This window comes from Gilliamella sp. LMG 34361, assembly GCF_984569075.1.
The window spans coordinates 991,719-1,016,163 of sequence record NZ_OZ474903.1; the positions used below are offsets into that span (position 1 = coordinate 991,719).

A 24,445-nucleotide genomic window follows, 5' to 3' on the forward strand; every position below is an offset into this window, starting at 1 on the left:
TTAAAATAGATTGTTAATTAATGAATTTGTCTAATGGTTGAGGATTTAAAAGATGGATTATTAATTTTATGGTATCGATTACATTTGTCAGCGATTAGATTAAATAAACGGGTATGGTGAAATTATACCGAGGGCATTAGTTACCTCTAGATTGTCTATTGATTTTAAATTTATAATCATATAGACAATCTAATTAACATTAATAGTTATTGAAATGCTTTTAGGCGTTTTTCAAAATCTTGCCATGAGTAAAAACCATCACTGTTTTGCATTGCATCTAACAACTCAAGTTGATAATGCTGTGGTGGATTATTCATATCAATCGCTTCACCAGTATATAACTGTTCAAAACTTTGATAGATGTATTCAGCTTTAAAGAAGTACTCACCTGATGATGTATGGCGGTAACGTTGAAAGATAACCATTCCGCCAATTGGAGTATTTTCAAATTGGTTAGGAAGCTGATACTGAGCAAAATCCAAAGCACCAAGTAATGAGGCAATGGTACTGTCATGACCAACCAGTAGATTGACTTTGTGAGGTTTGTTGTGTAATAAATTATCTATCTTATTGATTAATAATTTACTATTATGCCGAGCAATCGTTTTAGTATGGAATACTAAATCAATATAGTGGTTACGAATTTGTATTATTTGTTGCCATTGTTCTTGGCTAGTTATCCTTCCCCAAGCGATTTGTTCTTTTGGAAATGCAGAATAATACTGTAATAAAAAAGCATCAACGGCACAAATACCGATTGCTAGTGGACCTCTTAATTCAGGCTCTTCGTTTTTTACAAAATGAAGTTCATACGGGATATTAGCAAAGTCACATTTAAGTTCGCAATATAATTGTGAGTGTCGATAGTCTAATATATCTGATACTATTTTATAAGCTGGTGCTAAATTTTTGAAAATAGCACTTGCTTTGTCAGCTTCATCAATTTCTTTTAATACCTTTTGTTTAATTTCCGATGAGTCGTCTTGAACACTTGGATCAAAAATAGGATCCATTTTTTCAATGGTATATTTGTGATGTATTGGAATATCATAACCAGCGTAAGCACCACTAACTAAGAACTGGGCGGTGGCGACTGTTCTTTGAAGGCTATTTGCATAAACATATATATCAGGGTTCTCGGGTAAGAGTCTAATATTTCTTTGTTCGAGCCATTGTGATAGATAATGTCCAAAGAACGTTTCTAAAACCCCTCCTCTTGTTGTTAAATAACCATAGGCATGATCCCAACTTGGCCATTTAAAAGGGCTGGATTTTTCTAAAAATGCTATCGTATTTTCTAACGGCGTACGAATACCGTGACGGCTTAATATAACGACTTTGTCTAATTGGTATTGATTGTTGTTCATTTAGTTACCCATCCTTGTTTATGCAAATAATTTAAAATGAAATCTCGTTGCCCTTTGATAATTGTTTCTGCAATTTTATCACTCCAACCACTCGTTTTTTGATTTGTTTGTCGATGACGATAGTATTCACGCATTTGAGTATCATATTGCGCTAATAACTGATGATTGATTGGTTGATAGTGATTTTCAAAAAAAACTAATTCTTTTGGTAATCTTGGTTTTATATCTGGATTTTGGTCAGGATAACCAATACAAAGCCCAAAAAGCGGAAGAACATATTTAGGTAAGGCAAGTAATTGTGTTACTTTCTCAATATTGTTGCGTAATCCGCCAATATAAACCGTGCCTAAACCTAATGACTCCGCCGCAATAACGGTATTTTGTGCCATAAGCGCCGTATCAATGCAACCCACTAACAGCTGTTCTGCTTTTTCAAGAGGAATAGTTGGATCAATTTGAAAATGCCGATTAAAATCGGCACAGAACACCCAAAATTCAGGAGCTTGATTTATATAATTTTGATCTCCTGAATAATCTGCTAGTTTTGAGCGATTCTCGCTATCAGTAATTCTAATTATTGTCGCGCATTGTAGGAAATTGGAACTTGGAGCCGATTGTGCCGCTTGTACAAGTGATTCTATCTGCTCTATAGTTAATGCCATTGATAGGTAAGACCGAATTGAACGACGATGACAAATTAAATCAATTGTTTCATTTTGCATAATGGCTCCTTGATATTTCTATTTTTTTATAAATTGTAAATCCCAAACACCATGCCCCAGATTTTGCCCCCGTTTTTCAAATTTGGTAATAGGTCTGTCATCAGGTTTTGGAATATAATCATTAGTGGTGGATAAATTTGTAAATCCATCAGCTTGACTCAAAACTTCTAGCATATGCTCTGCATAGTGTTGCCAGTCAGTCGCTAAATGTAAAATACCATTAGCTTTTAATTTTTTATAAATTAATTTAACAAACTCAGGCTGAATAATTCGGCGTTTATTATGCCGTGCTTTATGCCAAGGATCCGGGAAAAAAATTTGTACTTTATTTAATGATTCATTAGGTATCATGTTTTCTAACACTTCAACAGCATCATGACACATGAGGTGTAAATTGGTTAATTGATTTTCGTCGATTGCCATTAAACAAGCGCCAACACCAGGTCGATGGACTTCAATACCTATAAAATTCTTGTCTGGAGCGGATTTGGCCATTTCAATTAATGAAGCGCCCATACCAAAACCGATTTCTAAAACTACTGATTTATTATGTTCAAAAGTAATTGGCGAATTTGCATTATATTCAATGCCATATATAGGCCATAAATGAGTCAAAGCCTGTTGTTGCCCTTTAGTTAGGCGGCCTTGTCTCAATACAAAACTGCGTATTGTTCGTTTAGACTCTGTCTTTTGGTTATTCGTTTTTAATTGTTCACTCATTGCGTATCTGCTGTTAAAGTTAAATAGTTTATTAAGATAGTTGTCTATCTTTGTTGTACAGTAGTTTAACCGATTTTTTATCCACTTCAAAAAACATCTTATTAACTTATTTTTCTATATATTATTGTGATAGATATAAAATATTTGTGATAATTTTTTATAATGTGGTTGAGGATGATCTGTAAATGATTATATAATTATTGCTCCGATTTAACCGATTACGTTTTATGTAATCATGATTACATGCTTGAGGATTTCTCGTGCCTGATATGAAGCTTTTTGCTGGTAACGCCACACCCGAACTAGCAAAACGTATAGCTAATCGTCTTTATACTTCTCTTGGTGATATTATTGTTAGCCGTTTTAGTGATGGTGAAGTCAATGTCCAAATTAATGAAAATGTCCGTGGTGAAGATGTTTTTATTATTCAATCAACTTGTGCGCCTACTAATGACAATTTAATGGAATTATTAGTTATGATTGATGCAATGCGCCGAGCATCTGCTGGTCGTATTACTGCTGTTATTCCTTATTTTGGTTATGCAAGGCAAGATCGCCGTGTGCGTTCAGCGCGGGTTCCTATCACGGCTAAAGTTGTTGCAGACTTTTTATCAACGGTTGGCGTTGATAGGGTTTTAACTGTTGATCTTCATGCTGAACAGATTCAAGGCTTTTTCGATGTACCAGTTGATAATGTATTTGGTAGTCCTGTAATTTTAGAAGACATGTTACAACGTGATTTTGAACGCCCAATTGTGGTATCTCCGGATATTGGTGGTGTTGTTCGTGCGCGCGCGATAGCTAAACTTTTAAATGATACAGACATGGCGATAATCGATAAACGTCGTCAACGTGCTAATGAAGCAGAAGTGATGAATATTATCGGTGATGTTGCTGATAGAGATTGTATTTTAGTTGATGATATGATCGATACTGCGGGAACACTTTGTAAAGCGGCTGATGCATTAAAAGCTCGCGGTGCAAAACGTGTCTTCGCTTATGCAACTCATCCAATTTTCTCAGGAAAAGCTGTAAGTAATATTAAAGATTCTGCTATTGATGAAATTGTAGTTTGTGACACTATTCCATTAACTGCTGAAGTTAAAGGATTAAATAATGTGCGTCAACTTACTTTATCAGGCATGCTTGCTGAAGCAATTCGACGTATTAGTAATGAAGAATCAATTTCAGCAATGTTCCATCAATAACCTGTCGTCTCAATTAGATAAACGCCCCTTATAGGGGCTTTTTACTAATCGTAATTAATGATTAAACTATTATTATGACAACAATCAAACTTATTGTAGGTTTAGCAAATCCCGGTAATGAATATGCTGCAACTCGCCATAATGCGGGTGCTTGGTATGTGGATCTTCTTGCTGAACGTTATAATCAGCCACTAAAAAACGATCCTAAGTTTTTTGGATACAGTTCACGAATTAATATTAATGGTCATGATGTTCGTTTGTTAGTACCAACTACCTTTATGAATTTGAGTGGTAAAGCTGTTCAAGCAATGGTTTCTTTTTATCAAATTAAGCCCGATGAGATATTAGTTGCTCATGATGAATTAGATCTTAATCCGGGGATTGCTAAATTAAAATTTGGCGGTAGCCATGGTGGTCATAATGGATTAAAAGATATCGCCAGTAAACTCGGAAATAATTTGAATTTTTACCGATTGAGAATTGGTATTGGACACCCAGGCGATAAAAATAAGGTAGTCGGTTACGTTTTAAATAAACCATCCAAACCTGAACAAGAGTTAATTGATAAAGCTATTGACGAGTCAGTATATTGCACGGATATTCTATTAACAGATGGCATAGAAAGTGCTATGAATCGTTTACATTCATTCAAAGCTTAACTTTGCTAAGAAAACCTGCTGCATAATAAACTGAATATAAAAAATCCACCTGATGAACAGGTGGATGACAAATCACGTATCCATTTCAGATTAAGAAAATAAGTGAGAAACGTTACCGCCTTTTTCAGCAATTTTCTTCATTACTTCTTTGATTAACCATGTATTCATTGCTGCGGTATCGTCTGTACTACCGGTATAATTAAGTTCAGTTGCTAGTTTTTTACGTGCATCTAAACTATTATCAATACCTAATAATTTCAACAAATCAACAATTGATGTCTTCCAATTAAGTTTTTCAGGAAACTTTTTAGCTAAATTATCTAAAATTGACATTACATCGACTTCAGATATCGGAGACTTGTTTTCTGATGGGTTTTGTTGAGTTTGATCGGTATTACTATTACTATCACTAGCAGTCGTATTGTTTGAAGTTTTATCTTTGACGGTGTCTGTGATTTTATCAACTTGCTCTTTCACTGCGTCTTTTGCATGACCTACAGCGGCTTGTGCGCTTGGAAATATTTTAGAAAAAATATTATTTAAGATACCCATTTTACACCCCTTAAGTTTAAACTGCTTATTAAAAACTGCTTAACGATATAGATGTAGAAAATAGCCCTTTAAGTATAGCGGTTAAATATAAATAGTGTCAAAGCCACAATTAACCAATAGCATTTTTTGTAATATCACTTTTGCGTATCTCTTAATTCCATACCAATCTATTTTTCCTCAAATCATTTTGGTTAATTCATTCATATTATTATTAATAAGTTGTAATTAAATTAGCTAAGATGTTATACCAATATTGGTCGTAATGTGATCTACATCACGATTTTGATTAATTTTGGAATACTAACATCAAAAATAAAGCTAATATTTGGTTTACCAATTTTGGTAAAAAATTATTTATTAGAAATTTACATTACAACTAGAGGTTATTATGAGTGCCATATTGAAGTCAGGAGGATATATCCGTTGGCTGATGATTATTTTATTTGCTACAGGAGTTATTCTTAATTATGTTGATAGGAATGCCTTAGGCATTATGGCTCAGGAAATTATTAAAGATTTAGATATTACACCAAAAGAATACTCTTATATTACAGGTGCTTTCCAATTAGCTTATACTATTTTCCAACCAATTGTTGGCTGGTTTGTAGATGTAATAGGCTTACGTATTGGTTTTGCAATTATGGTTGTAATATGGTCGGTTATGTGTGTACTCCACGCTGGTGCAGGAGCTTGGGTTCATTTAGCTATTCTACGTTTTGTTATGGGCGGAGCTGAATCTGTTGTTGCGCCTGCAAATGCTAAAGTAATTAGTTTATGGTTTCCTAAGAAAGAACGAGCTGTGGCTAATGGTTGGAGTATGGTCGGTTTTTCTTTAGGTGCTATGATCGCTCCTCCTTTGATTTATACTATTCACCAATTTGGTGGATGGCAATTAGCATTTTTGATACCAGGTTCATTAGGAATCATTTGGGCTGGTATTTGGTTTTTCTTCTTTAGCGAACCATCAAAAAGTCGTTATCTATCAGAAGCTGAAAAGAAATATATTATTGCAGATCAAGATGATAACGAAAGCCAACAAAATAAAAATATTTGGGTAGCAATTAAACAAGTTGTGGTTAAAAAGAAATTTTATGGTATTGCTATTCCTGCATTTTTAGCTGAACCAGCTTGGGCTGCAGTTAATTTTTGGGTGCCATATTACTTATTAACTGAACGTGGAATGCAATTAAAAGAGATGGCATTGTTTGTTTGGATTCCATTTCTTGCTGCAGATTTTGGTGGATTATCATCTGGATATTTTTCCAGAATGCTAAATAAAAATTTTGGTCTTTCTCGAATAAATGCTGCATGTGCCACTTATTTAGGTGCGGCTTTTTTCATGTTATCGATGGCGTTTGCTAGTTTGACTGAAAGTCCATATGCGGCGATAGCTTTGATTGCAATTGGGGCATGGGGACATCAAATGCTATCTGCAATGCTTACTATCCAAGTTATTGAAAATTTTTCAGGAAGAGAAGTTTCAACGGTGAATGGTTTACGCGGAAGTTCTGCTTGGATTGCTAGTTTCTTATTTACTATAATTGTCGGTCAATTTGTTGCAACTATAGGTTTTAAACCATTTTTTATAACTATGGGCTTTTTAGATATCATTGGTGCAATCATTATGTGTACTTTGTTATATCAACGTAGTCAAAAAAATAGTAATTAATTTAATAATAAATTCTATGTAGAAACACATCCTAACTACAAAGTATGTAAGAGAAAATAGTGTGTATATCACGCTATTTTTATGTGCAAATTAAGAAAATAATAGAGCCCATTATTATGGGCCCTTTAACTAAGATAACTAAGAAATTAAGATAATTAAAAGATACTTAAGTTTTACTCAAAAAATGCACGTCTAATTGCATATTCAACGCCACGAATTTCTGCTAAACCTCTTAAGCGACCTATCGCTGAATAACCTGGATTAGTTTTTTTATTCAGATCATCAAGCATTTGGTGACCGTGATCTGGACGAACCGGTATTGAACGTTTAATTCCCGCTTTTTTACGTCGTTCTTCTTCAGTAATAAGCACTTTAATCACGCCATACATATCAACATCCCCGGCTAGATGATCGCCTTCATGAAAAGATAATGGATTATCTTCACGAACCGTTGCGCGTAGATGAATAAAATGTACTCGATCAGCAAATTTTTCAGCCATTGTAACTAGATCATTATCGCTACGAACACCATAAGAACCAGTACAAAAACAGAACCCGTTATGGATACTATCAACAGTCTCTTTCATCCATTGCATATCTTCGATGGTCGAAACAATGCGTGGTAAACCTAAAATTGGTCTAGGAGGATCATCTGGATGAACGGTTAGAACTACGCCAACTTCTTCTGCCACTGGAACGATGGCTTTTAAGAAATAAGCAAAATTTTCGCGCAATTTAGCTTTATCAATACCGTCATAAGTTGCAAGATGTGCTCGGAATTGATCGAGTGAATAACCTTCTTCAGCACCTGGTAAACCTGCAATAATATTTCCAACCAGTTTATCTTTATCGGTTTGAGTCATATTTTCAAAATAAATTTTTGCTGAAAGCAGGTCTTCTTGTGAATAATCTTTTTCAGCATTAGGTCGTTTTAAAATATGAATATCAAATGCTGCAAAAGCAATTTGATCAAAACGTAATGCTCGAGAACCATCCAGTAATTGATAACCAAGATCGGTACGTGTCCAATCTAATACAGGCATAAAGTTGTAACAAACTGTATCAATACCACAAGCAGCTAAATTACGAATCGACTGTTGATAGTTGGCAATATGTTGTTCAACATTACCAGAATGGGTTTTAATTTCTTCATGAACAGGAATACTTTCAACAACAGACCAAGTAAGGCCACTGTCTTCAATCACTTTTTTTCGTTTTTCAATCTCATCAATTGTCCAAACTTCACCATTAGGTATATGGTGTAAGGCTGTAACAATTCCTGTTGCCCCTGATTGTCTAATATCGGCCAATGATACAGGGTCGTTAGGTCCAAACCAGCGCATTGTTTGTTCCATCTAAAATCTCCTCAATGATTTTTCATTTACTAATTTATTCTAAAATGAAGATCCATAAACAATGCATATTTGTTTCTATTGGTTAACAATAGTGACTGGAATAGAGTCAAATAAATAACCATCAAAATTTGGATCTTCACTGTCAGAAACTGTCATTAATGTTTGTTTAACATTTTCCAAGTGTTGCCACATAGCGTGGCGTGCCGCCATTGAATCTTTTAATTGTAGTGCCTGTAGAATTCTTTCATGATCATATAACCATTTTTTTCGATAACTATGATCAATTATTCTACTTTGCAATTGGTCCCACATTTTACTTGATGAACGTTTTGACCATAAGTCTTCTAACAGACGCTCAAGTATTGAGTTTTTTGTGGCTCGAGCTATTGCAACATGAAACATTTCATCAGCACTATAGTCATCAAGTACTTCTTGTTCTAATGTTTGCCGTTCTTGTTCAATTATATTTCTTAACTCAATAATATCGGACTTTACAATTTGTGACGCAGCAAATGCGGCAATGTTACTTTCAAGAAGTTGTCTTGCTTGTAACAGCTCAAATGGGCCAAAATCTTCTTCCTCTATTTCTCTATCTTTTTCGGATAAGAACTCGTCAGGTAAACCAATAACATAAACACCAGAGCCTTTTTTTACGGCAATTAATTTTTCAAGCTCTAACATAATTAATGCTTCTCGAACTACCGTTCGACTAACATTAAATGTTTCAGCAATATCTCTTTCTGGTGGTAGTCGGTCACCAATTTTAAAGGTCCCACTAGTTAATAATGATTTTAACTCATTACCAATTTTTTGATAGAGTCGATTGACTCTTGGCATAATCTATAATCCTCAGAATTCTATTAAGTTTGTTGCAGATAATTATACGCTAATTATCACAACTCCTCTAAGTGAATGATAAAAGAAATATATAATACCGTTAAATTGGTGTACCAATGTTATTATACATTATAGAGATTTTAGCAAACATCCTCATAAAATAAACCAAAAAATGTGACGAAAGTCACAAAAGTTAAAAAATATAGATGAAAAATTTGTCAACAAATGAAAATATGTCTAACCAATAAATGTTGTTAACTAGTCAATCATGGTATAAAAAATGCTCAATTTATTAAAAACCCCACAATCAATTAAAAATAAACCTTTATACAATAGGAAAACAATGACTGCTCGTATTGTTCATATCGGTTTCGGCGCCTTTCATAGAGCACATCAGGCATTATTTACTGATCGCCTGTTAAATAAAGGCAATAGTGATTGGGCTATTTGTGAAGTGAATATTGTTGGAGGTGAAGAGTTAATCAATGATATTCGCAAACAAGATCATCTCTATACAGTATTAGAAAAAGGGGCAACATCTAAACAAGCCTATATTATAGGTAGTGTTAAAGAGTCATTGTTAGCTCCAACTGACGGTATAGAAACAATTTTAGAAAAAATGGCGGATCCGCTGGTGGAAATTGTTTCGTTAACAGTAACAGAAAAAGGTTATTGTATGTTGCCTGGTGGGACGGGATTGGATTTGAATAATGAATTAATCAAAGCCGATTTAGCTTCACCAAGTAAACCTATGTCAGCGCCGGGCGTTATTGTTGAAGCATTACATAGAAGAATGCAACGAGGTTTAAAATCATTTACTGCTTTATCCTGTGATAACATGCCAGAAAACGGCTTAGTATTGCGCAAAGCTATTTTAGATTTAGCTAATGCCCGTGATCCAGAGTTAGCAAAATGGATTGAAACCAATACCACTTTCCCATGTACGATGGTTGACCGTATTGTTCCTGCTGCAACTTCAGAGACCTTAGAAGAAATTCAAGAGGTATTAGGAGGCGTGTTTGATCCTTGTGGTATTGCTTGTGAGCCATTTATTCAATGGGTTATTGAAGATAATTTTGTGACATCTCGACCTAATTGGAATGAAGTTGGTGCGGAATTTGTTGATAATGTTGTTCCATATGAAGAAATGAAACTTCGAATGTTAAATGGTAGCCATTCATTTTTAGCTTATTTAGGTTATTTAGCTGGTTATGAGCATATTAATGATTGTATGAATGACGAAAATTATAAAAAAGCGACTTTATCATTAATGCTGCAACAACAAGCACCAACCTTAAATGTTCCTTCGCACGTTAATTTACAACAATATGCTGAAAAACTTATTGAAAGATTCAGTAACCCATCACTAAAACATAGAACATGGCAAATTGCTATGGATGGTACCCAAAAATTACCACAACGCATGCTTGATTCTATTCGTTGGCATATCAAACATAATTCTGATTTTTCATTACTCGCTTTAGGGGTAGCTGGCTGGATGCGATATGTTGGTGGTATTGATGATCATAACCAAATAATTGATATTCGTGACCCAATGGTTGATGAATTGAAACGACTTGTTGCTGCTAGTGATGATGGTGTAGAGCGAGTTAACACGTTATTAAGTTTGGAAGCTGTTTTTGGCTCTGATCTGCCTAATAATCCATTATTTAAAGACAAGATAACCAAACATTATCTTTCATTAATGGAGAAAGGCGCTAAACAAACTATTAAGGATTTATCTTTATAAATTGGACTGAAAACAATGAAAAAATTTTTAGATGATAACTTTTTGTTACAAACTGATGTGGCTGAAAAACTGTATTTTGATTACGCTAAAGATCAACCTATATATGATTATCATTGCCATTTACCGCCAAAAGATATTGCGGAAAATAAAAATTTTGGTAATTTAGCTGAAATTTGGTTAGCCGGTGATCACTATAAATGGCGAGTATTACGCACAGCAGGTATCGATGAAAAATTTATCACAGGTGATGCTTCTGATTATGAAAAATATCTAACTTGGGCAAAAGTTGTTCCTTTGACGCTTGGAAATCCAATTTATCATTGGACTCATTTAGAGTTAAAAAGACCATTTGGTATAAAAGATATTCTTCTTAATGAAAAAACAGCAGATAAAATTTGGACAGAGGCAAATGCTAAATTAGCGACGGCTGAATTTTCAACACGTGGTATTTTGACGCAAATGAATGTCAAAGCAGTAGGCACAACAGATGATCCTATTGATTCACTTGAATATCACAAACAAATTGCATTAGATAGTTCATTTCAAACTAAAGTGAGGCCTAGTTGGCGACCAGATAAGGTCTTTAAAATCGAACTAACAGGCTTTGTTGATTATATTGCTCAATTAGGCCAGGTTACTGATATCGAAATTAATAATTTTGAAAAACTACTTTGTGCATTAACCAAACGGCTAGATCACTTTGAACAACATGGCTGTGAAGCAGCCGATCATGGCATTGAAATTTTACGTTATGCAGATATTCCTTCTGAAAAACAGCTCGATCAAATAATAACAAAACGTCTTGCCAATCAACCTCTTTGTGAATTAGAAATTGCACAATTTAGTACCGCTGTATTGGTTTGGTTAGGTAAGCAATATCATAAACGTAATTGGGTAATGCAATTACATTTAGGTGCGCTACGTAATAATAATCAAAGAATGTTTAAAGTTCTAGGTCCAGATACTGGATTTGACTCGATCGGTGATAGGCCAGTTGCTGAACCTCTCTCTTCATTATTAGGTATCTTAGATTTAACAGACGAACTACCTAAAACTATTTTGTATTGTTTAAACCCTCGTGATAACGAAGTTTTAGCGACAATGGCTGGCAACTTTCAAGGTTCAGGTATTGCCGGAAAAATTCAGTTTGGTTCGGGCTGGTGGTTCAATGACCAGAAAGATGGCATGGAACGCCAATTAATGCAACTTTCTCAAATGGGATTATTAAGTCAATTTGTTGGTATGTTAACTGATTCCCGTAGTTTCTTATCATTTACCAGACATGAATATTTTAGACGGATTCTTTGTAATCTGGTCGGTAATTGGATGAAAAATGGAGAAATTCCGGCTGATTTTGACTTGGTTGGCAACATGATAAGCAATATTTGTTTCAACAATGCAAATCGTTACTTTGGTTCTCATTAATTAAGTTTATTTTTGTCTAAAAGATAGAAATATTAGAATCAGACGATTGGTATTGGAAAAGAGTTATTAATTTTTAGGATAGTTATATGAAAACATTAAAGACATGGATTTTTAAGCAGGATCAAAATAATTGCATTGAATTATTGGTGGATAATCGATTTAATTTTTGCCTGTATGTGCTTGAAGAAAAGATGTTTCGTGTTTTAATTAAACGAAATAATAGTTTATCACTTGATAGAACATGGAGTATTGCTCCTAATCAAGATACGCCATTAGAAGGTCGTGATCGATTAAGCACCAAAGGTTTTTCTTTACCAAAATATGAATTATTGCAACAAGACAATAAAGTTATTATTAGTACAAGCCAGTTAAGAGTAACTATTGATCAACCATTATCACTAAAATGGGAATTTAAGAATGAATTTGGTGAGTGGCAATTGCTGGTTGAGGATAGAAGTACTAGTGCTTATTTAATTAATCCTCATGGTGATGGTATTGCTCATTATCAACGAAGATATAAAGATGAACATTATTATGGTTTGGGTGAGAAAGCGGGCGACCTTAATCGTGCTGGCCGCCGCTTTGAAATGCGTAATCTTGATTCAATGGGTTATAATGCTAAGGATACTGATCCTCTATATAAGCATATACCGTTTACCATTACCCATCGAAACGAAGTTAGTTTCGGGTTATTTTATGATAATTTAAGCAGTTGTTGGATAGATTTGGGAATGGAACATGATAATTATCACCTTTCATATCGTCGTTACCAAGCTGAAGCAGGGGATATTGATTTCTATTTCTTCTTAGGGCCGAAAATTATTGATGTTACTAAATCTTTCATTAAGTTAACCGGTAAAACGTTTTTTGGCCCTAAGTGGAGTTTAGGTTACAGCGGTTCAACAATGTTTTATACTGATGCGCCTAATGCTCAAGAGCAGATGCAAAATTTTATTGATCTGTGTCAAGAGCACGGTATTCCATGTGATTCATTTCAATTGTCATCAGGCTATACCTCGATTAATGGTAAAAGGTATGTCTTTAATTGGAATTATGATAAATTCCCTGATCCGAAAGCTTTCACAAAATCTTATCATGAGGCAGGTTTAAGAATTGCTGCTAATATAAAACCATGTTTGTTACAAGATCATCCTAAATATAAGGAAGCTGTGGAGAAGGGACTTTTTATCAAAGATTCAGAAAGTGATAATCCGGAACGTTCAATGTTTTGGGATGATGAAGGTTCTAATTTAGATCTTACTAATCCAGCAACATTTAATTGGTGGAAAAACAATGTCACCAAGCAACTTCTTGAAATGGGTATTGATTCTACTTGGAATGATAATAATGAATTCGAAGTTTGGGATGCAGAAGCTCGTTGTAATGGTTTCGGTAAGGAAATAGCCATTAAACATATCAGACCAGTAATGCCATTACTAATGTGTAGAGCATCAATGGAAGCGCAACAAAGTTATAAACCAGATATTCGCCCTTATTTAATATCTCGTTCTGGTTGTGCAGGTATTCAACGTTATGTGCAAACATGGTCAGGAGACAATCGAACAAGTTGGCAAACGCTTCGATATAATACCCGTATGGGATTAGGTATGAGTCTATCAGGACTGTACAATGTTGGTCATGATGTAGGTGGTTTTTCTGGTGATAAACCTGAACCCGAACTTTTTGTACGTTGGGTGCAAAATGGTATTATGCATCCTCGTTTTACCATTCACTCTTGGAATGATGATCATACTGTTAATGAACCTTGGATGTACCCGGAAGTTACGCCGATAATTCGAGATACTATCTGTTTTCGTTATCAATTACTACCTTATTTCTATAATTTATTATGGCAAGCTCATTACAATGATGAACCAATGTTGAGACCTACTTTTTTGGATCATGAACATGATGCAAATACGTTTACCGAAACTGACGATTTTATGATTGGTAAAGATTTGTTAGTTGCTAGCATTGTTGAGCCAGGTCAAAGAGAGCGTGAAGTTTATTTACCAGAAAATAATACCGGTTGGTATTGTTACCATACACATCAATGGTTTAGTGGTAAACAATCAATAACTTTACCTGCCCCACTTGAATCATTCCCTTTATTAGTTAGGGCTGGTGCTATAATTCCTATGTCTAAGCGCATGGCTTACGTTAATCATCAATTAGATGATTATAGAGAATTTAAAGTTTTTCCAGCGAAAGGTGTTCATTCGACAAAAGGCAGTTTTTTTGAAGATGATGGTGAAAGTTATGATTATCAAAAAGGTAAAGCATTATGGATATCTTGGGAGTTAACATCTAATAATCAACGAATTGATCTTCAAATGCAAGCAAAAGGGGAATATCAGCCAGCTTGGAATGAAATTAAGATTACTTTACCGAAAGGTGAATCTCGCACACTATTCATTAATGGTCATCAAATGGATAAAGTATCTTTAGAATTAATTAAATAATTTGGTTATCTCTCAACCTAATACTAATTAGGTTGAGAAGTTAAACTAAATTAAAATTGAAGCATATTTCTTTCAAAAAAATTTTGGGATTAAGTTAATTTATCGGCAGGTTAACTAATCCTCGTAGTTTCTTATTATTTACCAAACATTAATATTTTAGGCATATTCTTGGTGATCAGCTTAGCAATTGGATGGTAAATGGCAAAGTTCCCGCTGATTTTGACTCAATTGGCAACATTATTAGCAATATTTGTTTTAACAATGCAAATCATTATTTTTCTAAATAGTAATAATACGAATTAACATTAAATAGGACGAAGGAAACGAAATGAGAAAAATTCCAAAATTTCGATGGTGCATGATTTTACTTGTCTGCGCTATTACAATTATCAATTATCTTGATCGAACGGCATTAGGCGTTGCTGCGCCGACAATTTTAGAAACTACGGGTATTACTAAAGAGCAATATTCTTGGATCGTCAGTGCATTCCAGTTAGCTTACACAATAGGTCAACCTATCATGGGCTTCTTTATTGATACTATTGGCCTAAGACTTGGATTTGCTATCTGTGCCGTAATTTGGGGGCTAGCAACCATGGGGCATGCTTTGACAGGTACTTGGCAAGGTTTAGCTTTCATGCGTGGGGTGATGGGCTTTAGTGAAGCATCAGCTATTCCAGCAGGAATAAAAACTGCATCAATATGGTTTCCAGCAAAAGAGAGGGGTATTGCGTCAGGTGTGTTTAATATGGGTACCTCTTTCGGTGCTATGTTAGCTCCACCTTTAATTGCTTGGTGTATTTTATTTAAAGGTTGGCAATTTGCTTTTGTTGTTTCTGGCTCTCTAGCATTACTTGCTGCATTTGCATGGTTTAGTTTTTATCGTGATCCTAAAGATTCAAAAATATTATCTCCTGAAGAAAAAGAGTATATTGAAGCAGGGCAAGAAAAATATTTGGACAGCAATAACAAAAAAGAAAAAGTATCTATTAAAACAATCCTTAGTCAGCGTAATTTCTGGGGTATTGGTATAGCTCGTTTTCTTGCTGACCCTGCATGGGGAACAATCAATTTTTGGGTACCAATATTCTTTGTTGAAACATTGCATTTTAGTTTAAAAGAAATTGCTATGTTTGTTTGGTTACCATTTTTAATGGCAGATCTAGGTTGTCTAGCAAGTGGTTTTGTTGCTAAGTTTTTTAATGACCGTGGAATATCATTAATAAATTCAAGATTAATTACCTTTACTATCGGCGCGGTGTTAATGATGACAATTGGCTTTGTTAGTATAGTTGAAAATCCATACTTAGCAGTATTTTTAATCAGTCTTGGAGGGTTCTCTCATCAATTATTATCTACTGTTGCATCAACTTTAGGTGGCGATTTATTCAAGAAAAATCAGGTTGCGACAGCTGTTGGAATGGCAGGTGCTTGTGCTTGGACAGGCCAGCTAATATTTAACCTTTTCATTGGCGCATTTGTAGGTATAATTGGTTTTGGTCCTTTCTTTATTGCACTAGCTTTCTTTGATGTAATTGGTGCAATTGTCCTTTGGACATTTATTCGAGAAAAACGAGTTAGAGCTACTGATTAATCACTAATAAATAATTAATAATAATATAGGTAGGATCAAATTTTTTTGATTCTACCTATTATTTTTTTAGGATGTCTAATTATTTTGTTTAGTCTTTCTATTCATTTTCAATAATTCAAATAAACTGTAAATATTATTTTTTTACACGACTTTTTTAACTAGATCAGGTAAATTACTAAGTATTGAGTTGTTTATGTTAAAAATTAACTAGCATTAATTTTAGCAAAAGAGAAGGATAAAACTAATTCATGCGTGATAATGAGCCAAAAATGTTGACCAGTCTTTTGTCACAAGGGTCTTTATTATCCCAGATACATGAAAGGACATTAGCATTGAGTCAATTAGCGAAAGTTGTTGATGAATTACTTCCAACGCCGTTAAACCAGCAATATAGAGTTGCAAATTATCGTCAAGGTGTTCTTATTCTTGAGGTTAGTTCGGCTAACTGGTTAACAAGAATAAAATATGAACAAAGTAATTTAATTTCAGCTATACGTAAAAAAATCTTACCTTCGTTATCCTCTATTCAATATAAGATCAATCCTGCTATTGCGACAAATTATTCGCAATCAGTTAATTTTTTTGATAAGAATGCTAAAATTAATAATGTGATTACAATCCAAACAGCAAAATATTTAAATGCAGTGGCAGAGCATGCGCCTGAAAAACTAAAAAAACAATTGATTAAACTTGCTAACCATGCAAAATAAGTTAAACAATATTTATAATTATGCAAAGATACAGGAGTGAGATATGGACAAAAGTATGATGACCTATATTGTCATAGGCCTAATAATCGGATTCATTATAGGTATGATATTCATGAATTTTGTTTCTCAAAAAGGACGTAAATACACAAAAGTTAAACGTGAATTGGAACAAGCTCAAGAAGAATTAGCATCTCAAAAACAAATGATGGTTAAACATTTTTCGCATAGCGCTGAAATATTGGACAATATGGCCAAAGATTTTCGCCGCTTATATGAACATATTGCTGAAACTTCAGGACAATTTGTAACTTCCGATGACATGCCGATGATTGATTTAGAAGCAGTCAATAATGATATAATTGTTAAAAACGAACTAACGCTTGAAAAACAGCCTAAAGACTATGCAGATAATCCTTCAGGATTATTCAAAAGTGATGATGTTAAATCTTAATTAATCTTAAATATTTCCTAGTCTGATTAGATTAACGAAATTTATGTTTTAAATATAAATTCTTTAAATAAGAGAGTTTCATGATGAGTCATTCTTTACGAAAACCCAAAAAAGTATTGAGCGTAATTGCATTAAGCTTAGGTTTAAGTTTAACCACATTATCTAATGCTTATGCTGCATTCCCATTTTTACCAACAGATAATAATCAACAGCAACCATCGTTGGCTCCAATGTTGGAAACTGTCTTACCTTCAGTAGTCAGTATTAAAGTTGAAGGTACGGCTAAAATGCAAAATAATATGCCGGAAGAATTTAGACGGTTCTTTGGTTATCCAGATAGCCAGTCAAGAGCATTTTCAGGGTTAGGATCTGGTGTAATTATTGATGCCGAAAAAGGTTATATTGTTACTAATAATCATGTTATTGATAACGCTGACAAAATCACTGTTGTCTTAAACGATGGTCATGAATATCAAGCAAAATTAATTGGTAAAGATCCGCAAAGTGATATTGCTTTATTAAAAGTAGATGATGCTAAAAAATTGATCGCAATTAAACTTGCTGATTCAGATAAAGCTCGAGTTGGAGATTACGCCGTTGCAATTGGTAATCCATTTGGTATCGGTCAAACAGTTACATCAGGTATTATTTCAGCCTTAGCACGTAGTGGTCTAAGTATGAATGGATTTGAGAATTTCATTCAAACCGATGCTTCAATTAACCAAGGTAATTCAGGTGGTGCTTTAGTTAACTTAAACGGTGAACTAGTTGGGATAAATACCGCTATTATTGCACCAAGTGGTGGTAATGTAGGCATTGGTTTTGCTATACCTAGTAATATGGTTAAGAGTTTAACTTCTCAACTTATTGAATATGGTGAAGTTAAACGAGGTGTTTTAGGTATAAAAGGTAACGAATTAACATCAGATATCGCTAAAGCATTTGACCTTGAAATACAGAAGGGTGCCTTTGTTAGTGAAGTGATGGACGATTCAGCCGCGAAAGATGCAGGTATTAAATCTGGTGATGTCATCATCTCAATGGATGGTAAACCGGTTGATAGTTTCGCAGAATTACGTGCTAAAATCGCAACAACTGGTGCTGGTCGTACCGTTAAATTAGGTTTAATTCGTGATGGTAAAGAGATTTCTGTTGAAGTTAAATTGAAGAACAGTGACCAATTAAGTACCGAGGCTAAATCTCTTCATCCAGCGCTTGATGGAGCTACATTGACTAATGGTGATGTAAAGGGTCAAAAAGGTGTATTGATTGAAAGTATTGCTAAAAATTCACCTGCTTCTCGTTTAAGCTTACAAGAAGGCGATATTATCACAGGCGTTAATAAGACGAGAGTCGAAAGTATTTCCGATCTACGTAAAATTATTGATAGCAATCCTTCGGCAATTGCTTTAAATATTGTCAGAGGTGATAGCCGTCTATATCTTATTTTACGCTAAGTGATTATCTCGCTATAAATCGTCGATGCTTTTGCATCGACGAAAACTCCATTTTAACCCTCAGTTAGTTATGATAGAATCCTATCAACTATTCTCTTCTTGCTAATAATAATTATGCTTAAAAAGTTTCTTTGGCCAATATTAATTGGTGCTGTTTTAGCGATAGTGTTACTCATTATTTTTCCTTCTTTAAGAAATGGAACCCAATCTGATTTTTCAAGATCTATTTTTAATGATGAGCCTATGAGTTATTCTGATGCGGTTAAGATTGCTGCTCCAGCAGTCGTTAATATATATAGTCGCTCAATCAGTTCCATTCCAGAACAATCGCAAGAACCCCCAATCACACCATTAGGATCGGGTGTAATTATGAGTGAGCATGGTTATATCGTCACCAATTATCACGTTGTTGATGGCGCCGAACAGATTATTGTTGCATTGCAAGATGGTCGAATTTATGAAGCATTGCCTATAGGTTCTGATAAGTTAGTTGATATTGCTGTACTTAAGATAGAGGCAACTAATATCCCAACTATACATATAAATCCTAAACGAGATCCGAAAATTGGTGATGTAGTGTTAGCTATTGGTAATCCATACAATATTGGTCAAACCATTACCCAAGGAATTATTAGTGCGACAGGGCGTGATGGACTCAGTCCATATCGTCGACAAAATTTTATTCAAACTGATGCGTCCATTAATCATGGTAATTCTGGTGGTGCTTTAGTTAACACTAAAGGTGAATTAATGGGTATTAATACTCTGACATTTGCCAAAAATCTAGGTAATGATGTTCCTGAAGGTATTGGTTTTGCTATTCCAACAGCATTAGCTGTTAAAATAATGAATAAATTAATTCAAGATGGTAAAGTGATACGAGGCTATATTGGCATTGATGGTTTAGAATTTGCTCCAACACAAAATACTAGTGATCTCCCAAAAGTGTTAGGTATTTTAGTCACTAATGCTGAAGGTCCTTCTTTGCAGGCAGGTGTACAAGCTAATGATATTTTAATAATGGTTGATAATAAACCAGTAAGATCGATTGTTGAAACAATGGATCAAATTGCTGAGTTGAAACCAGGAACAATCGTCCCCATAATAGTTTTGCGTAATGGAGAAAAGATTGAACTTCAAGTAACCATAGGCCAGTTACCTGTTTAGCTTGGTCTTTTATTACTTGATTATCTTTAATATAGGACGTATAATTCGCACCCTTATCATGTTATTTAACACTCGTATGGTGTATAGATTTTGCAATTGAGCCATTTATATAGCGATACGAACAAACTTTAGAGGTTTATTATGAAAGAAGGTATCCATCCAGAATACACTGCAATTACAGCAACTTGTTCTTGCGGTAACAAAATTGAAACTCATTCTACTATTGGTCATGATATTCATCTTGACGTATGTGGTGAATGTCACCCGTTTTATACTGGTAAACAACGTGATGTAGCAACTGGCGGACGTGTTGATAAATTCAAACAGCGTTTTGCAATGGTTGGTGGTAAAAAATAATTTTGCTAAGCTAAGGTTGTTAAAAAGGCGCTTAAAGCGCCTTTTTCGTATCTGTTATTTTAGTGAATTTAATTATTCGTCGATTAAATCAGGGTCGATGCCTAAATCTCGCATCATTTTCTGTGCTTGTTGTGGAATGCCATCATCACGATCTTTCTGTAGATCTTCATCACAAGGTAATGGTTGACCGGTATAAGCATGTAAAAAGGCTTCACATAACAATTCACTATTGGTTGCATGACGTAAGTTATTGACCTGTCGTCTTGTGCGCTCGTCAGTTAATATTTTTAGTACTTTCAACGGAATTGAGACTGTTATTTTTTTTACTTGTTCACTTTTTTTGCCGTGTTCGGCATAAGGGCTGATATAATCGCCGTTCCATTCCATCATATTTTTTTACCAAATCGCATCACAAATAATGTGGGTAATTTTAGCGTTTTTTTTGCTTAGCTGCAATCTATACACCAAGATAGTTAGACGTCTAGACATGTTGACGTCTTTTTTTGTTGTGTTATTCTTATACAACTGAGTTCTAAAAATAAATAAAATGTTTGGTAAGGAAGGTTGTTATGGCTAGTAATTCTAAAAATTTAGGCCAAGACGCTAATTTTAGTCAAGGTACTATAGCGGTTCGTGGCGGATTAAATACAGATGCACAATTTGGTAGCGTAGTTCCTGTTATTACGCCATCAACATGTTATCGTTATGAAGAGTTTGCAACACCAAGGAAGTTTGATTATGGTCGCAAATCTAATCCAAGTAGACGATTAGTTGAAGAAACCGTCGCAAAATTAGAAGATGGGGTAGATGCTATTTTAACTAATTGCGGTATGTCAGCAATACATCTGGTCAGTGTAGCCCTACTTGGTCCAAATGATGTCGTGATTGCACCCCATGATTGTTATGGTGGCAGTTATCGATTATTTAATAGTTTGAGTCAAAAAGGGTATTTTAAAACAAAATTTGTAGACCAATCCGATCCTGTTGCTTTAAAAGAAGCGCTGAATTTAAAACCTAAATTAGTATTGATTGAATCGCCAAGTAATCCATTATTAAGAGTCGTTGATATTACTGATATTGCACGTCAGGCGCATGAGGTTGGCGCGTTAGTTCTGGTTGATAATACCTTTATGACACCAATTTTACAAAAACCACTGGAATTAGGGGCTGATATTGTTAGTCACTCTTGTACTAAATTTTTAAATGGCCACTCAGATCTATTAGCCGGAATATTAGTATTTAAAGATCAACAATTAGCTACAGATGTATTGTGGTGGGCAAATAATATCGGAACATCAACTTCATCATTTGATAGTTATTTATTATTGCGCGGTTTAAGAACCCTTACTGCAAGAGTTAGATTACAACAAGAAAATGCACAAAAAGTCGTCGAATTTTTAGTTAATCATCCTAAAATTGCTAAAGTTTTTCATCCTTCGTTACCAACAAATTTAGGTCATGACATTGCCAAAAAACAACAAAAAGGCTTCGGTTCACTATTGAGTTTTGAATTAGCTTGTGCTGCCGATGATATGCCTAAACTCTTAGATGCGTTGAATATTTTTACCTTAGCGCAATCACTTGGTGGCGTAGAAAGTTTGATATGTCATCCAGCTACAATGACCCATTCAGGAATTAGTGCTGAAGCACGTAAAACAGCGGGTATATCCGATCAATTATTACGTATTTCTGTGGGTCTCGAGGATATCGATGATCTGATTGGTGATTTAGAGCAAGCGTTAGCAAATATTTAACCGTCATCAATTTATCAATAGAGTTGGAAAATAGCTTATTTTTCGACTCTATTAATATAGATAGCTATATATTTAAGCTCGTTTCATTATTTCGATAATCATTAACTTTATTGGCAATGGCGCTGAGGATCTCGTTAATTGAATGCCGTTTACTTCGACCACAAATTTTAGCATTATCATGGCAAACTAAACATTGTCGAGAATGATGCTCGAATTTAGACCGAGAAATACTTTTTTGTGTAATAGGGTCAATGACATCAATATCCCATAATCGTCCTAAAAAATGCCTCTCCTCAATTTTTATACACAGTTGTTTAAGCATATCAACGTTATGATCAATTGATAATAATGCTTCATCACCAGTTATGCTTTCATAAAGTTTTTCATGGATAATAGAAATATTATGTTGGTTTAACATCTGATGGATAGCTTTTACAGCTTCATTAAATAAGAATACAGTGCCACTACTTTTCTTGATTGGTCCAGGTATTACTAAACTTAATGATATTAGCGGATAAGGGTATTGCGCAAAAACTTGTTGCTGATTGTTTACGCGATTTTCTTTAGCCATTAACATTTGCTCAAGCGTTATGTTAATGCCATCGTCGAATCTTAATGTTGGATTATTCATAATGATGTTGAGTAATAGCATAACTAAGAATTTTGTTATGCTATTACTATTACAAAGTTAATTAGTCTTTGACTTGACGAACAACATCAATAATTGAGCCGTCACGGAAGTGAACAATCCCAACAATTTTATCGTTAAATTCAATTGGTTTTGGTTCACCTGTTAATGCAATAGCACGTTGATAAAGTTCTTCAATAGTCATTACTGGTAAATTAGCCGCTTTTAATCGTTCGGCGATTTCAGGACGAGCAGGATTTACCGCTATACCATGGTCAGTGACTAACACATCTACACTTTCTCCTGGTGTGACAATTGTCGTTACTTTTCTTATTACCGTTGGAATTCGGCTACGAATTAGTGGCGCAACGATAATAGTTAGATTTGCTCCAGCGGCTGTATCACAATGACCACCGGATGCACCACGCATAACACCATCAGATCCTGTTAGTACATTAACGTTGAAATCTAAATCTACTTCGAGTGCGCTAAGAATGACAATATCTAATTCATCAACACTCGCACCTTTTGAGGCTGGATTAGCGTAAACGTTGGTTGAAACTTCAATATGATCTTTATTCTTACCTAAAGATTGTCCCGCAGCTCCATCAAAACTTTGTGTATCAAGTAAACGTTTTACTAAGCCTTTCTCATGAAGATCGACGATACTTGCTGTAATACCACCTAGAGCAAATGATGCTGTGATATTTTTCGCTCGCATTCGATTTTCTAGAAAGCGTGTCGCTGCAGTTGATGATGCGCCAGAACCAGTCTGAATTGAGAATCCATCTTTAAAATAACCTGAATTTTCGATAACATCAGCGGCATAGCGGGCAATCATTAATTCTCTAGGGTTACTGGTGATACGTGCTGCACCAACGCTAATTTTAGTTGGGTCACCAACTTCGTCAACTTTAACAATATAGTCAACTTGATCTTGGCGGATACTTGCTGGATGGTTAGGATAACCAACAATATCTTCAGTAAGTAAAACCACTTTCTTAGCAAATTGAGCATCAACCATAGCATAACCAAGGGCGCCACATTGTGATTTACCTGATACGCCATTAGCATTACCTTGTTCGTCAGCAGTTGATACAGCCAAGAATGCGATATCAATATTAATTTCTCCGCTTTGGATTAATTTGACTCGACCACCGTGAGAATGGATATGTACCGGATTTTCCATTAGGCCGTGTGAAATCGCATCAGCTAATTTTCCACGTAATCCTGAGGTATAGATTTTAGTAATTACCCCAGATTCAATGTGAGGAATCAATGCGGCATTACAGCTTAATAATGAGCTTGAAGCTAATGTAAGGTTTTTAATACCTAATTTACTAATGGTTTCAACAACTTTGTTGATAACTTTATCACCTTCACGAAATGCGTGGTGAAAAGAGATAGTCATTCCATCACGAAGTTCACACTTTTCTATTGCTTGCTCTATTGACTCACACAATTTACGGGTATACTTAGACTCATCTTTTAGATAAGGTGTGGTTGCATTAGCATCAATAAATGGTGTGATATTTTTAAGATCAGGATGCTGTTTTAATAAATCAGCAATTTTTTGGTTTATAGAAGTTGTCATGTTTCAA

23 protein-coding genes are annotated in these 24,445 nt (G+C 34.7%); 14 read left to right on the forward strand and 9 right to left on the reverse strand.

The features are described 5' to 3' along the window. Positions 1 to 206: 206 nt before the first annotated feature. The 3 genes from AC5LXI_RS04645 to trmB are packed head-to-tail and all read right to left on the reverse strand — an operon-like array spanning position 207 to position 2,809. On the reverse strand, positions 207 to 1,367 hold the full coding sequence (locus tag AC5LXI_RS04645; RefSeq protein WP_493443729.1) for a histidine-type phosphatase: 1,161 nt from the start codon (positions 1,365 to 1,367) through the stop codon (positions 207 to 209). Beyond that, on the reverse strand, positions 1,364 to 2,089 hold the full coding sequence (nfsA, locus tag AC5LXI_RS04650; protein WP_493443730.1) for an oxygen-insensitive NADPH nitroreductase: 726 nt from the start codon (positions 2,087 to 2,089) through the stop codon (positions 1,364 to 1,366). The genes AC5LXI_RS04645 and nfsA overlap by 4 nt, the downstream gene beginning before the upstream one ends. Before the next feature lie 18 nt (positions 2,090 to 2,107). After that, positions 2,108 to 2,809 carry a tRNA (guanosine(46)-N7)-methyltransferase TrmB gene (gene trmB / locus AC5LXI_RS04655; RefSeq protein WP_493443731.1) on the reverse strand — a complete coding sequence of 234 codons (702 nt, stop codon included), beginning with the start codon at positions 2,807 to 2,809 and terminating at the stop codon, positions 2,108 to 2,110. Positions 2,810 to 3,069: 260 nt separating this feature from the next. Between trmB and AC5LXI_RS04660 the strand changes: the two genes are divergently transcribed. Then, a complete protein-coding gene (locus tag AC5LXI_RS04660) occupies positions 3,070 to 4,017 on the forward strand; it encodes a ribose-phosphate pyrophosphokinase (RefSeq protein WP_493443732.1) in 948 nt (315 codons plus the stop codon). Between the two features lie 74 nt (positions 4,018 to 4,091). Continuing rightward, positions 4,092 to 4,676 carry an aminoacyl-tRNA hydrolase gene (gene pth / locus AC5LXI_RS04665; RefSeq protein ID WP_493443733.1) on the forward strand — a complete coding sequence of 195 codons (585 nt, stop codon included), beginning with the start codon at positions 4,092 to 4,094 and terminating at the stop codon, positions 4,674 to 4,676. 90 nt (positions 4,677 to 4,766) lie between these two features. On the opposite strand, the gene AC5LXI_RS04670 is transcribed toward pth, so the two are convergent. Beyond that, a complete protein-coding gene (locus AC5LXI_RS04670; protein WP_493443734.1) occupies positions 4,767 to 5,228 on the reverse strand; it encodes a DUF3597 domain-containing protein in 462 nt (153 codons plus the stop codon). Positions 5,229 to 5,658: 430 nt separating this feature from the next. Between AC5LXI_RS04670 and AC5LXI_RS04675 the strand changes: the two genes are divergently transcribed. Further along, entirely contained in the window at positions 5,659 to 6,897 is a 1,239-nt protein-coding gene (locus AC5LXI_RS04675) for an MFS transporter (protein ID WP_493443735.1), read from the forward strand. A 173-nt stretch (positions 6,898 to 7,070) separates the two neighbouring features. Here the strand turns inward: AC5LXI_RS04675 and uxuA are convergent, their stop codons facing one another. Both uxuA and AC5LXI_RS04685 read right to left on the reverse strand, forming a co-directional pair. Next, a complete protein-coding gene (uxuA, locus tag AC5LXI_RS04680; protein ID WP_493443736.1) occupies positions 7,071 to 8,252 on the reverse strand; it encodes a mannonate dehydratase in 1,182 nt (393 codons plus the stop codon). Positions 8,253 to 8,327: 75 nt separating this feature from the next. Then, positions 8,328 to 9,089 (reverse strand): GntR family transcriptional regulator, encoded by a 762-nt coding sequence (locus tag AC5LXI_RS04685; RefSeq protein ID WP_493443737.1) that lies wholly within the window; start codon positions 9,087 to 9,089, stop codon positions 8,328 to 8,330. Positions 9,090 to 9,369: 280 nt separating this feature from the next. Here AC5LXI_RS04685 and AC5LXI_RS04690 point away from each other — a divergent pair, with 280 nt between their 5' ends. The 10 genes from AC5LXI_RS04690 to rpmE all read left to right on the forward strand — a co-directional run bounded on the left by AC5LXI_RS04690 (position 9,370) and on the right by rpmE (position 20,462). Then, positions 9,370 to 10,839 (forward strand): mannitol dehydrogenase family protein, encoded by a 1,470-nt coding sequence (locus tag AC5LXI_RS04690; protein WP_493443738.1) that lies wholly within the window; start codon positions 9,370 to 9,372, stop codon positions 10,837 to 10,839. 15 nt (positions 10,840 to 10,854) lie between these two features. Further along, complete coding sequence (gene uxaC / locus AC5LXI_RS04695) at positions 10,855 to 12,264, forward strand: glucuronate isomerase (protein WP_493443739.1); 1,410 nt, start codon at positions 10,855 to 10,857, stop codon at positions 12,262 to 12,264. Positions 12,265 to 12,350: 86 nt separating this feature from the next. Further along, complete coding sequence (locus AC5LXI_RS04700; protein ID WP_493443740.1) at positions 12,351 to 14,726, forward strand: glycoside hydrolase family 31 protein; 2,376 nt, start codon at positions 12,351 to 12,353, stop codon at positions 14,724 to 14,726. 164 nt (positions 14,727 to 14,890) lie between these two features. Next, entirely contained in the window at positions 14,891 to 15,013 is a 123-nt protein-coding gene (locus AC5LXI_RS04705; RefSeq protein ID WP_493444254.1) for a glucuronate isomerase, read from the forward strand. 41 nt (positions 15,014 to 15,054) lie between these two features. Then, entirely contained in the window at positions 15,055 to 16,320 is a 1,266-nt protein-coding gene (locus AC5LXI_RS04710; RefSeq protein WP_493443741.1) for an MFS transporter, read from the forward strand. A gap of 248 nt (positions 16,321 to 16,568) precedes the next feature. Further along, positions 16,569 to 17,030, forward strand: coding sequence for a DUF721 domain-containing protein (locus AC5LXI_RS04715; RefSeq protein WP_493443742.1), 462 nt, complete (start codon positions 16,569 to 16,571; stop codon positions 17,028 to 17,030). 58 nt (positions 17,031 to 17,088) lie between these two features. Further along, entirely contained in the window at positions 17,089 to 17,481 is a 393-nt protein-coding gene (locus tag AC5LXI_RS04720; protein ID WP_493444255.1) for a Z-ring associated ZapG family protein, read from the forward strand. An 83-nt stretch (positions 17,482 to 17,564) separates the two neighbouring features. Further along, positions 17,565 to 18,938, forward strand: coding sequence for a Do family serine endopeptidase (locus AC5LXI_RS04725; RefSeq protein ID WP_493443743.1), 1,374 nt, complete (start codon positions 17,565 to 17,567; stop codon positions 18,936 to 18,938). A 114-nt stretch (positions 18,939 to 19,052) separates the two neighbouring features. Beyond that, positions 19,053 to 20,105 (forward strand): outer membrane-stress sensor serine endopeptidase DegS, encoded by a 1,053-nt coding sequence (degS, locus tag AC5LXI_RS04730; RefSeq protein WP_493443744.1) that lies wholly within the window; start codon positions 19,053 to 19,055, stop codon positions 20,103 to 20,105. A gap of 141 nt (positions 20,106 to 20,246) precedes the next feature. After that, positions 20,247 to 20,462 (forward strand): 50S ribosomal protein L31, encoded by a 216-nt coding sequence (gene rpmE / locus AC5LXI_RS04735; RefSeq protein ID WP_034904595.1) that lies wholly within the window; start codon positions 20,247 to 20,249, stop codon positions 20,460 to 20,462. Between the two features lie 72 nt (positions 20,463 to 20,534). Here the strand turns inward: rpmE and metJ are convergent, their stop codons facing one another. Continuing rightward, positions 20,535 to 20,852, reverse strand: a complete 318-nt coding sequence (gene metJ / locus AC5LXI_RS04740) for a met regulon transcriptional regulator MetJ (protein ID WP_065563626.1) — start codon at positions 20,850 to 20,852, stop codon at positions 20,535 to 20,537. A 179-nt stretch (positions 20,853 to 21,031) separates the two neighbouring features. Between metJ and metB the strand changes: the two genes are divergently transcribed. Then, the gene (metB, locus tag AC5LXI_RS04745) at positions 21,032 to 22,216 is read left to right on the forward strand and encodes a cystathionine gamma-synthase (protein WP_493443745.1); all 1,185 of its coding nucleotides are present in this window, start codon (positions 21,032 to 21,034) and stop codon (positions 22,214 to 22,216) included. 64 nt (positions 22,217 to 22,280) lie between these two features. Here metB and citX read toward each other — a convergent pair whose 3' ends face one another. Both citX and citF read right to left on the reverse strand, forming a co-directional pair. Beyond that, a complete protein-coding gene (citX, locus tag AC5LXI_RS04750; protein WP_493443746.1) occupies positions 22,281 to 22,847 on the reverse strand; it encodes a citrate lyase holo-[acyl-carrier protein] synthase in 567 nt (188 codons plus the stop codon). Between the two features lie 61 nt (positions 22,848 to 22,908). After that, the gene (gene citF / locus AC5LXI_RS04755; protein ID WP_081298768.1) at positions 22,909 to 24,438 is read right to left on the reverse strand and encodes a citrate lyase subunit alpha; all 1,530 of its coding nucleotides are present in this window, start codon (positions 24,436 to 24,438) and stop codon (positions 22,909 to 22,911) included. Positions 24,439 to 24,445 lie beyond the last annotated feature (7 nt).

Coding starts and splice junctions, on each gene's coding strand:
- AC5LXI_RS04645 (WP_493443729.1), bottom strand. CDS start 1,367: ATGAACAACAATCAATACCAATTAGACAAAGTCGTTATATTAAGCCGT.
- nfsA (WP_493443730.1), bottom strand. CDS start 2,089: ATGCAAAATGAAACAATTGATTTAATTTGTCATCGTCGTTCAATTCGG.
- trmB (WP_493443731.1), bottom strand. CDS start 2,809: ATGAGTGAACAATTAAAAACGAATAACCAAAAGACAGAGTCTAAACGA.
- pth (WP_493443733.1), top strand. CDS start 4,092: ATGACAACAATCAAACTTATTGTAGGTTTAGCAAATCCCGGTAATGAA.
- AC5LXI_RS04670 (WP_493443734.1), bottom strand. CDS start 5,228: ATGGGTATCTTAAATAATATTTTTTCTAAAATATTTCCAAGCGCACAA.
- AC5LXI_RS04675 (WP_493443735.1), top strand. CDS start 5,659: ATGATTATTTTATTTGCTACAGGAGTTATTCTTAATTATGTTGATAGG.
- uxuA (WP_493443736.1), bottom strand. CDS start 8,252: ATGGAACAAACAATGCGCTGGTTTGGACCTAACGACCCTGTATCATTG.
- AC5LXI_RS04685 (WP_493443737.1), bottom strand. CDS start 9,089: ATGCCAAGAGTCAATCGACTCTATCAAAAAATTGGTAATGAGTTAAAA.
- AC5LXI_RS04690 (WP_493443738.1), top strand. CDS start 9,370: ATGCTCAATTTATTAAAAACCCCACAATCAATTAAAAATAAACCTTTA.
- uxaC (WP_493443739.1), top strand. CDS start 10,855: ATGAAAAAATTTTTAGATGATAACTTTTTGTTACAAACTGATGTGGCT.
- AC5LXI_RS04700 (WP_493443740.1), top strand. CDS start 12,351: ATGAAAACATTAAAGACATGGATTTTTAAGCAGGATCAAAATAATTGC.
- AC5LXI_RS04710 (WP_493443741.1), top strand. CDS start 15,055: ATGAGAAAAATTCCAAAATTTCGATGGTGCATGATTTTACTTGTCTGC.
- AC5LXI_RS04715 (WP_493443742.1), top strand. CDS start 16,569: ATGCGTGATAATGAGCCAAAAATGTTGACCAGTCTTTTGTCACAAGGG.
- AC5LXI_RS04720 (WP_493444255.1), top strand. CDS start 17,089: ATGACCTATATTGTCATAGGCCTAATAATCGGATTCATTATAGGTATG.
- AC5LXI_RS04725 (WP_493443743.1), top strand. CDS start 17,565: ATGAGTCATTCTTTACGAAAACCCAAAAAAGTATTGAGCGTAATTGCA.
- degS (WP_493443744.1), top strand. CDS start 19,053: ATGCTTAAAAAGTTTCTTTGGCCAATATTAATTGGTGCTGTTTTAGCG.
- rpmE (WP_034904595.1), top strand. CDS start 20,247: ATGAAAGAAGGTATCCATCCAGAATACACTGCAATTACAGCAACTTGT.
- metJ (WP_065563626.1), bottom strand. CDS start 20,852: ATGATGGAATGGAACGGCGATTATATCAGCCCTTATGCCGAACACGGC.
- metB (WP_493443745.1), top strand. CDS start 21,032: ATGGCTAGTAATTCTAAAAATTTAGGCCAAGACGCTAATTTTAGTCAA.
- citX (WP_493443746.1), bottom strand. CDS start 22,847: ATGAATAATCCAACATTAAGATTCGACGATGGCATTAACATAACGCTT.
- citF (WP_081298768.1), bottom strand. CDS start 24,438: ATGACAACTTCTATAAACCAAAAAATTGCTGATTTATTAAAACAGCAT.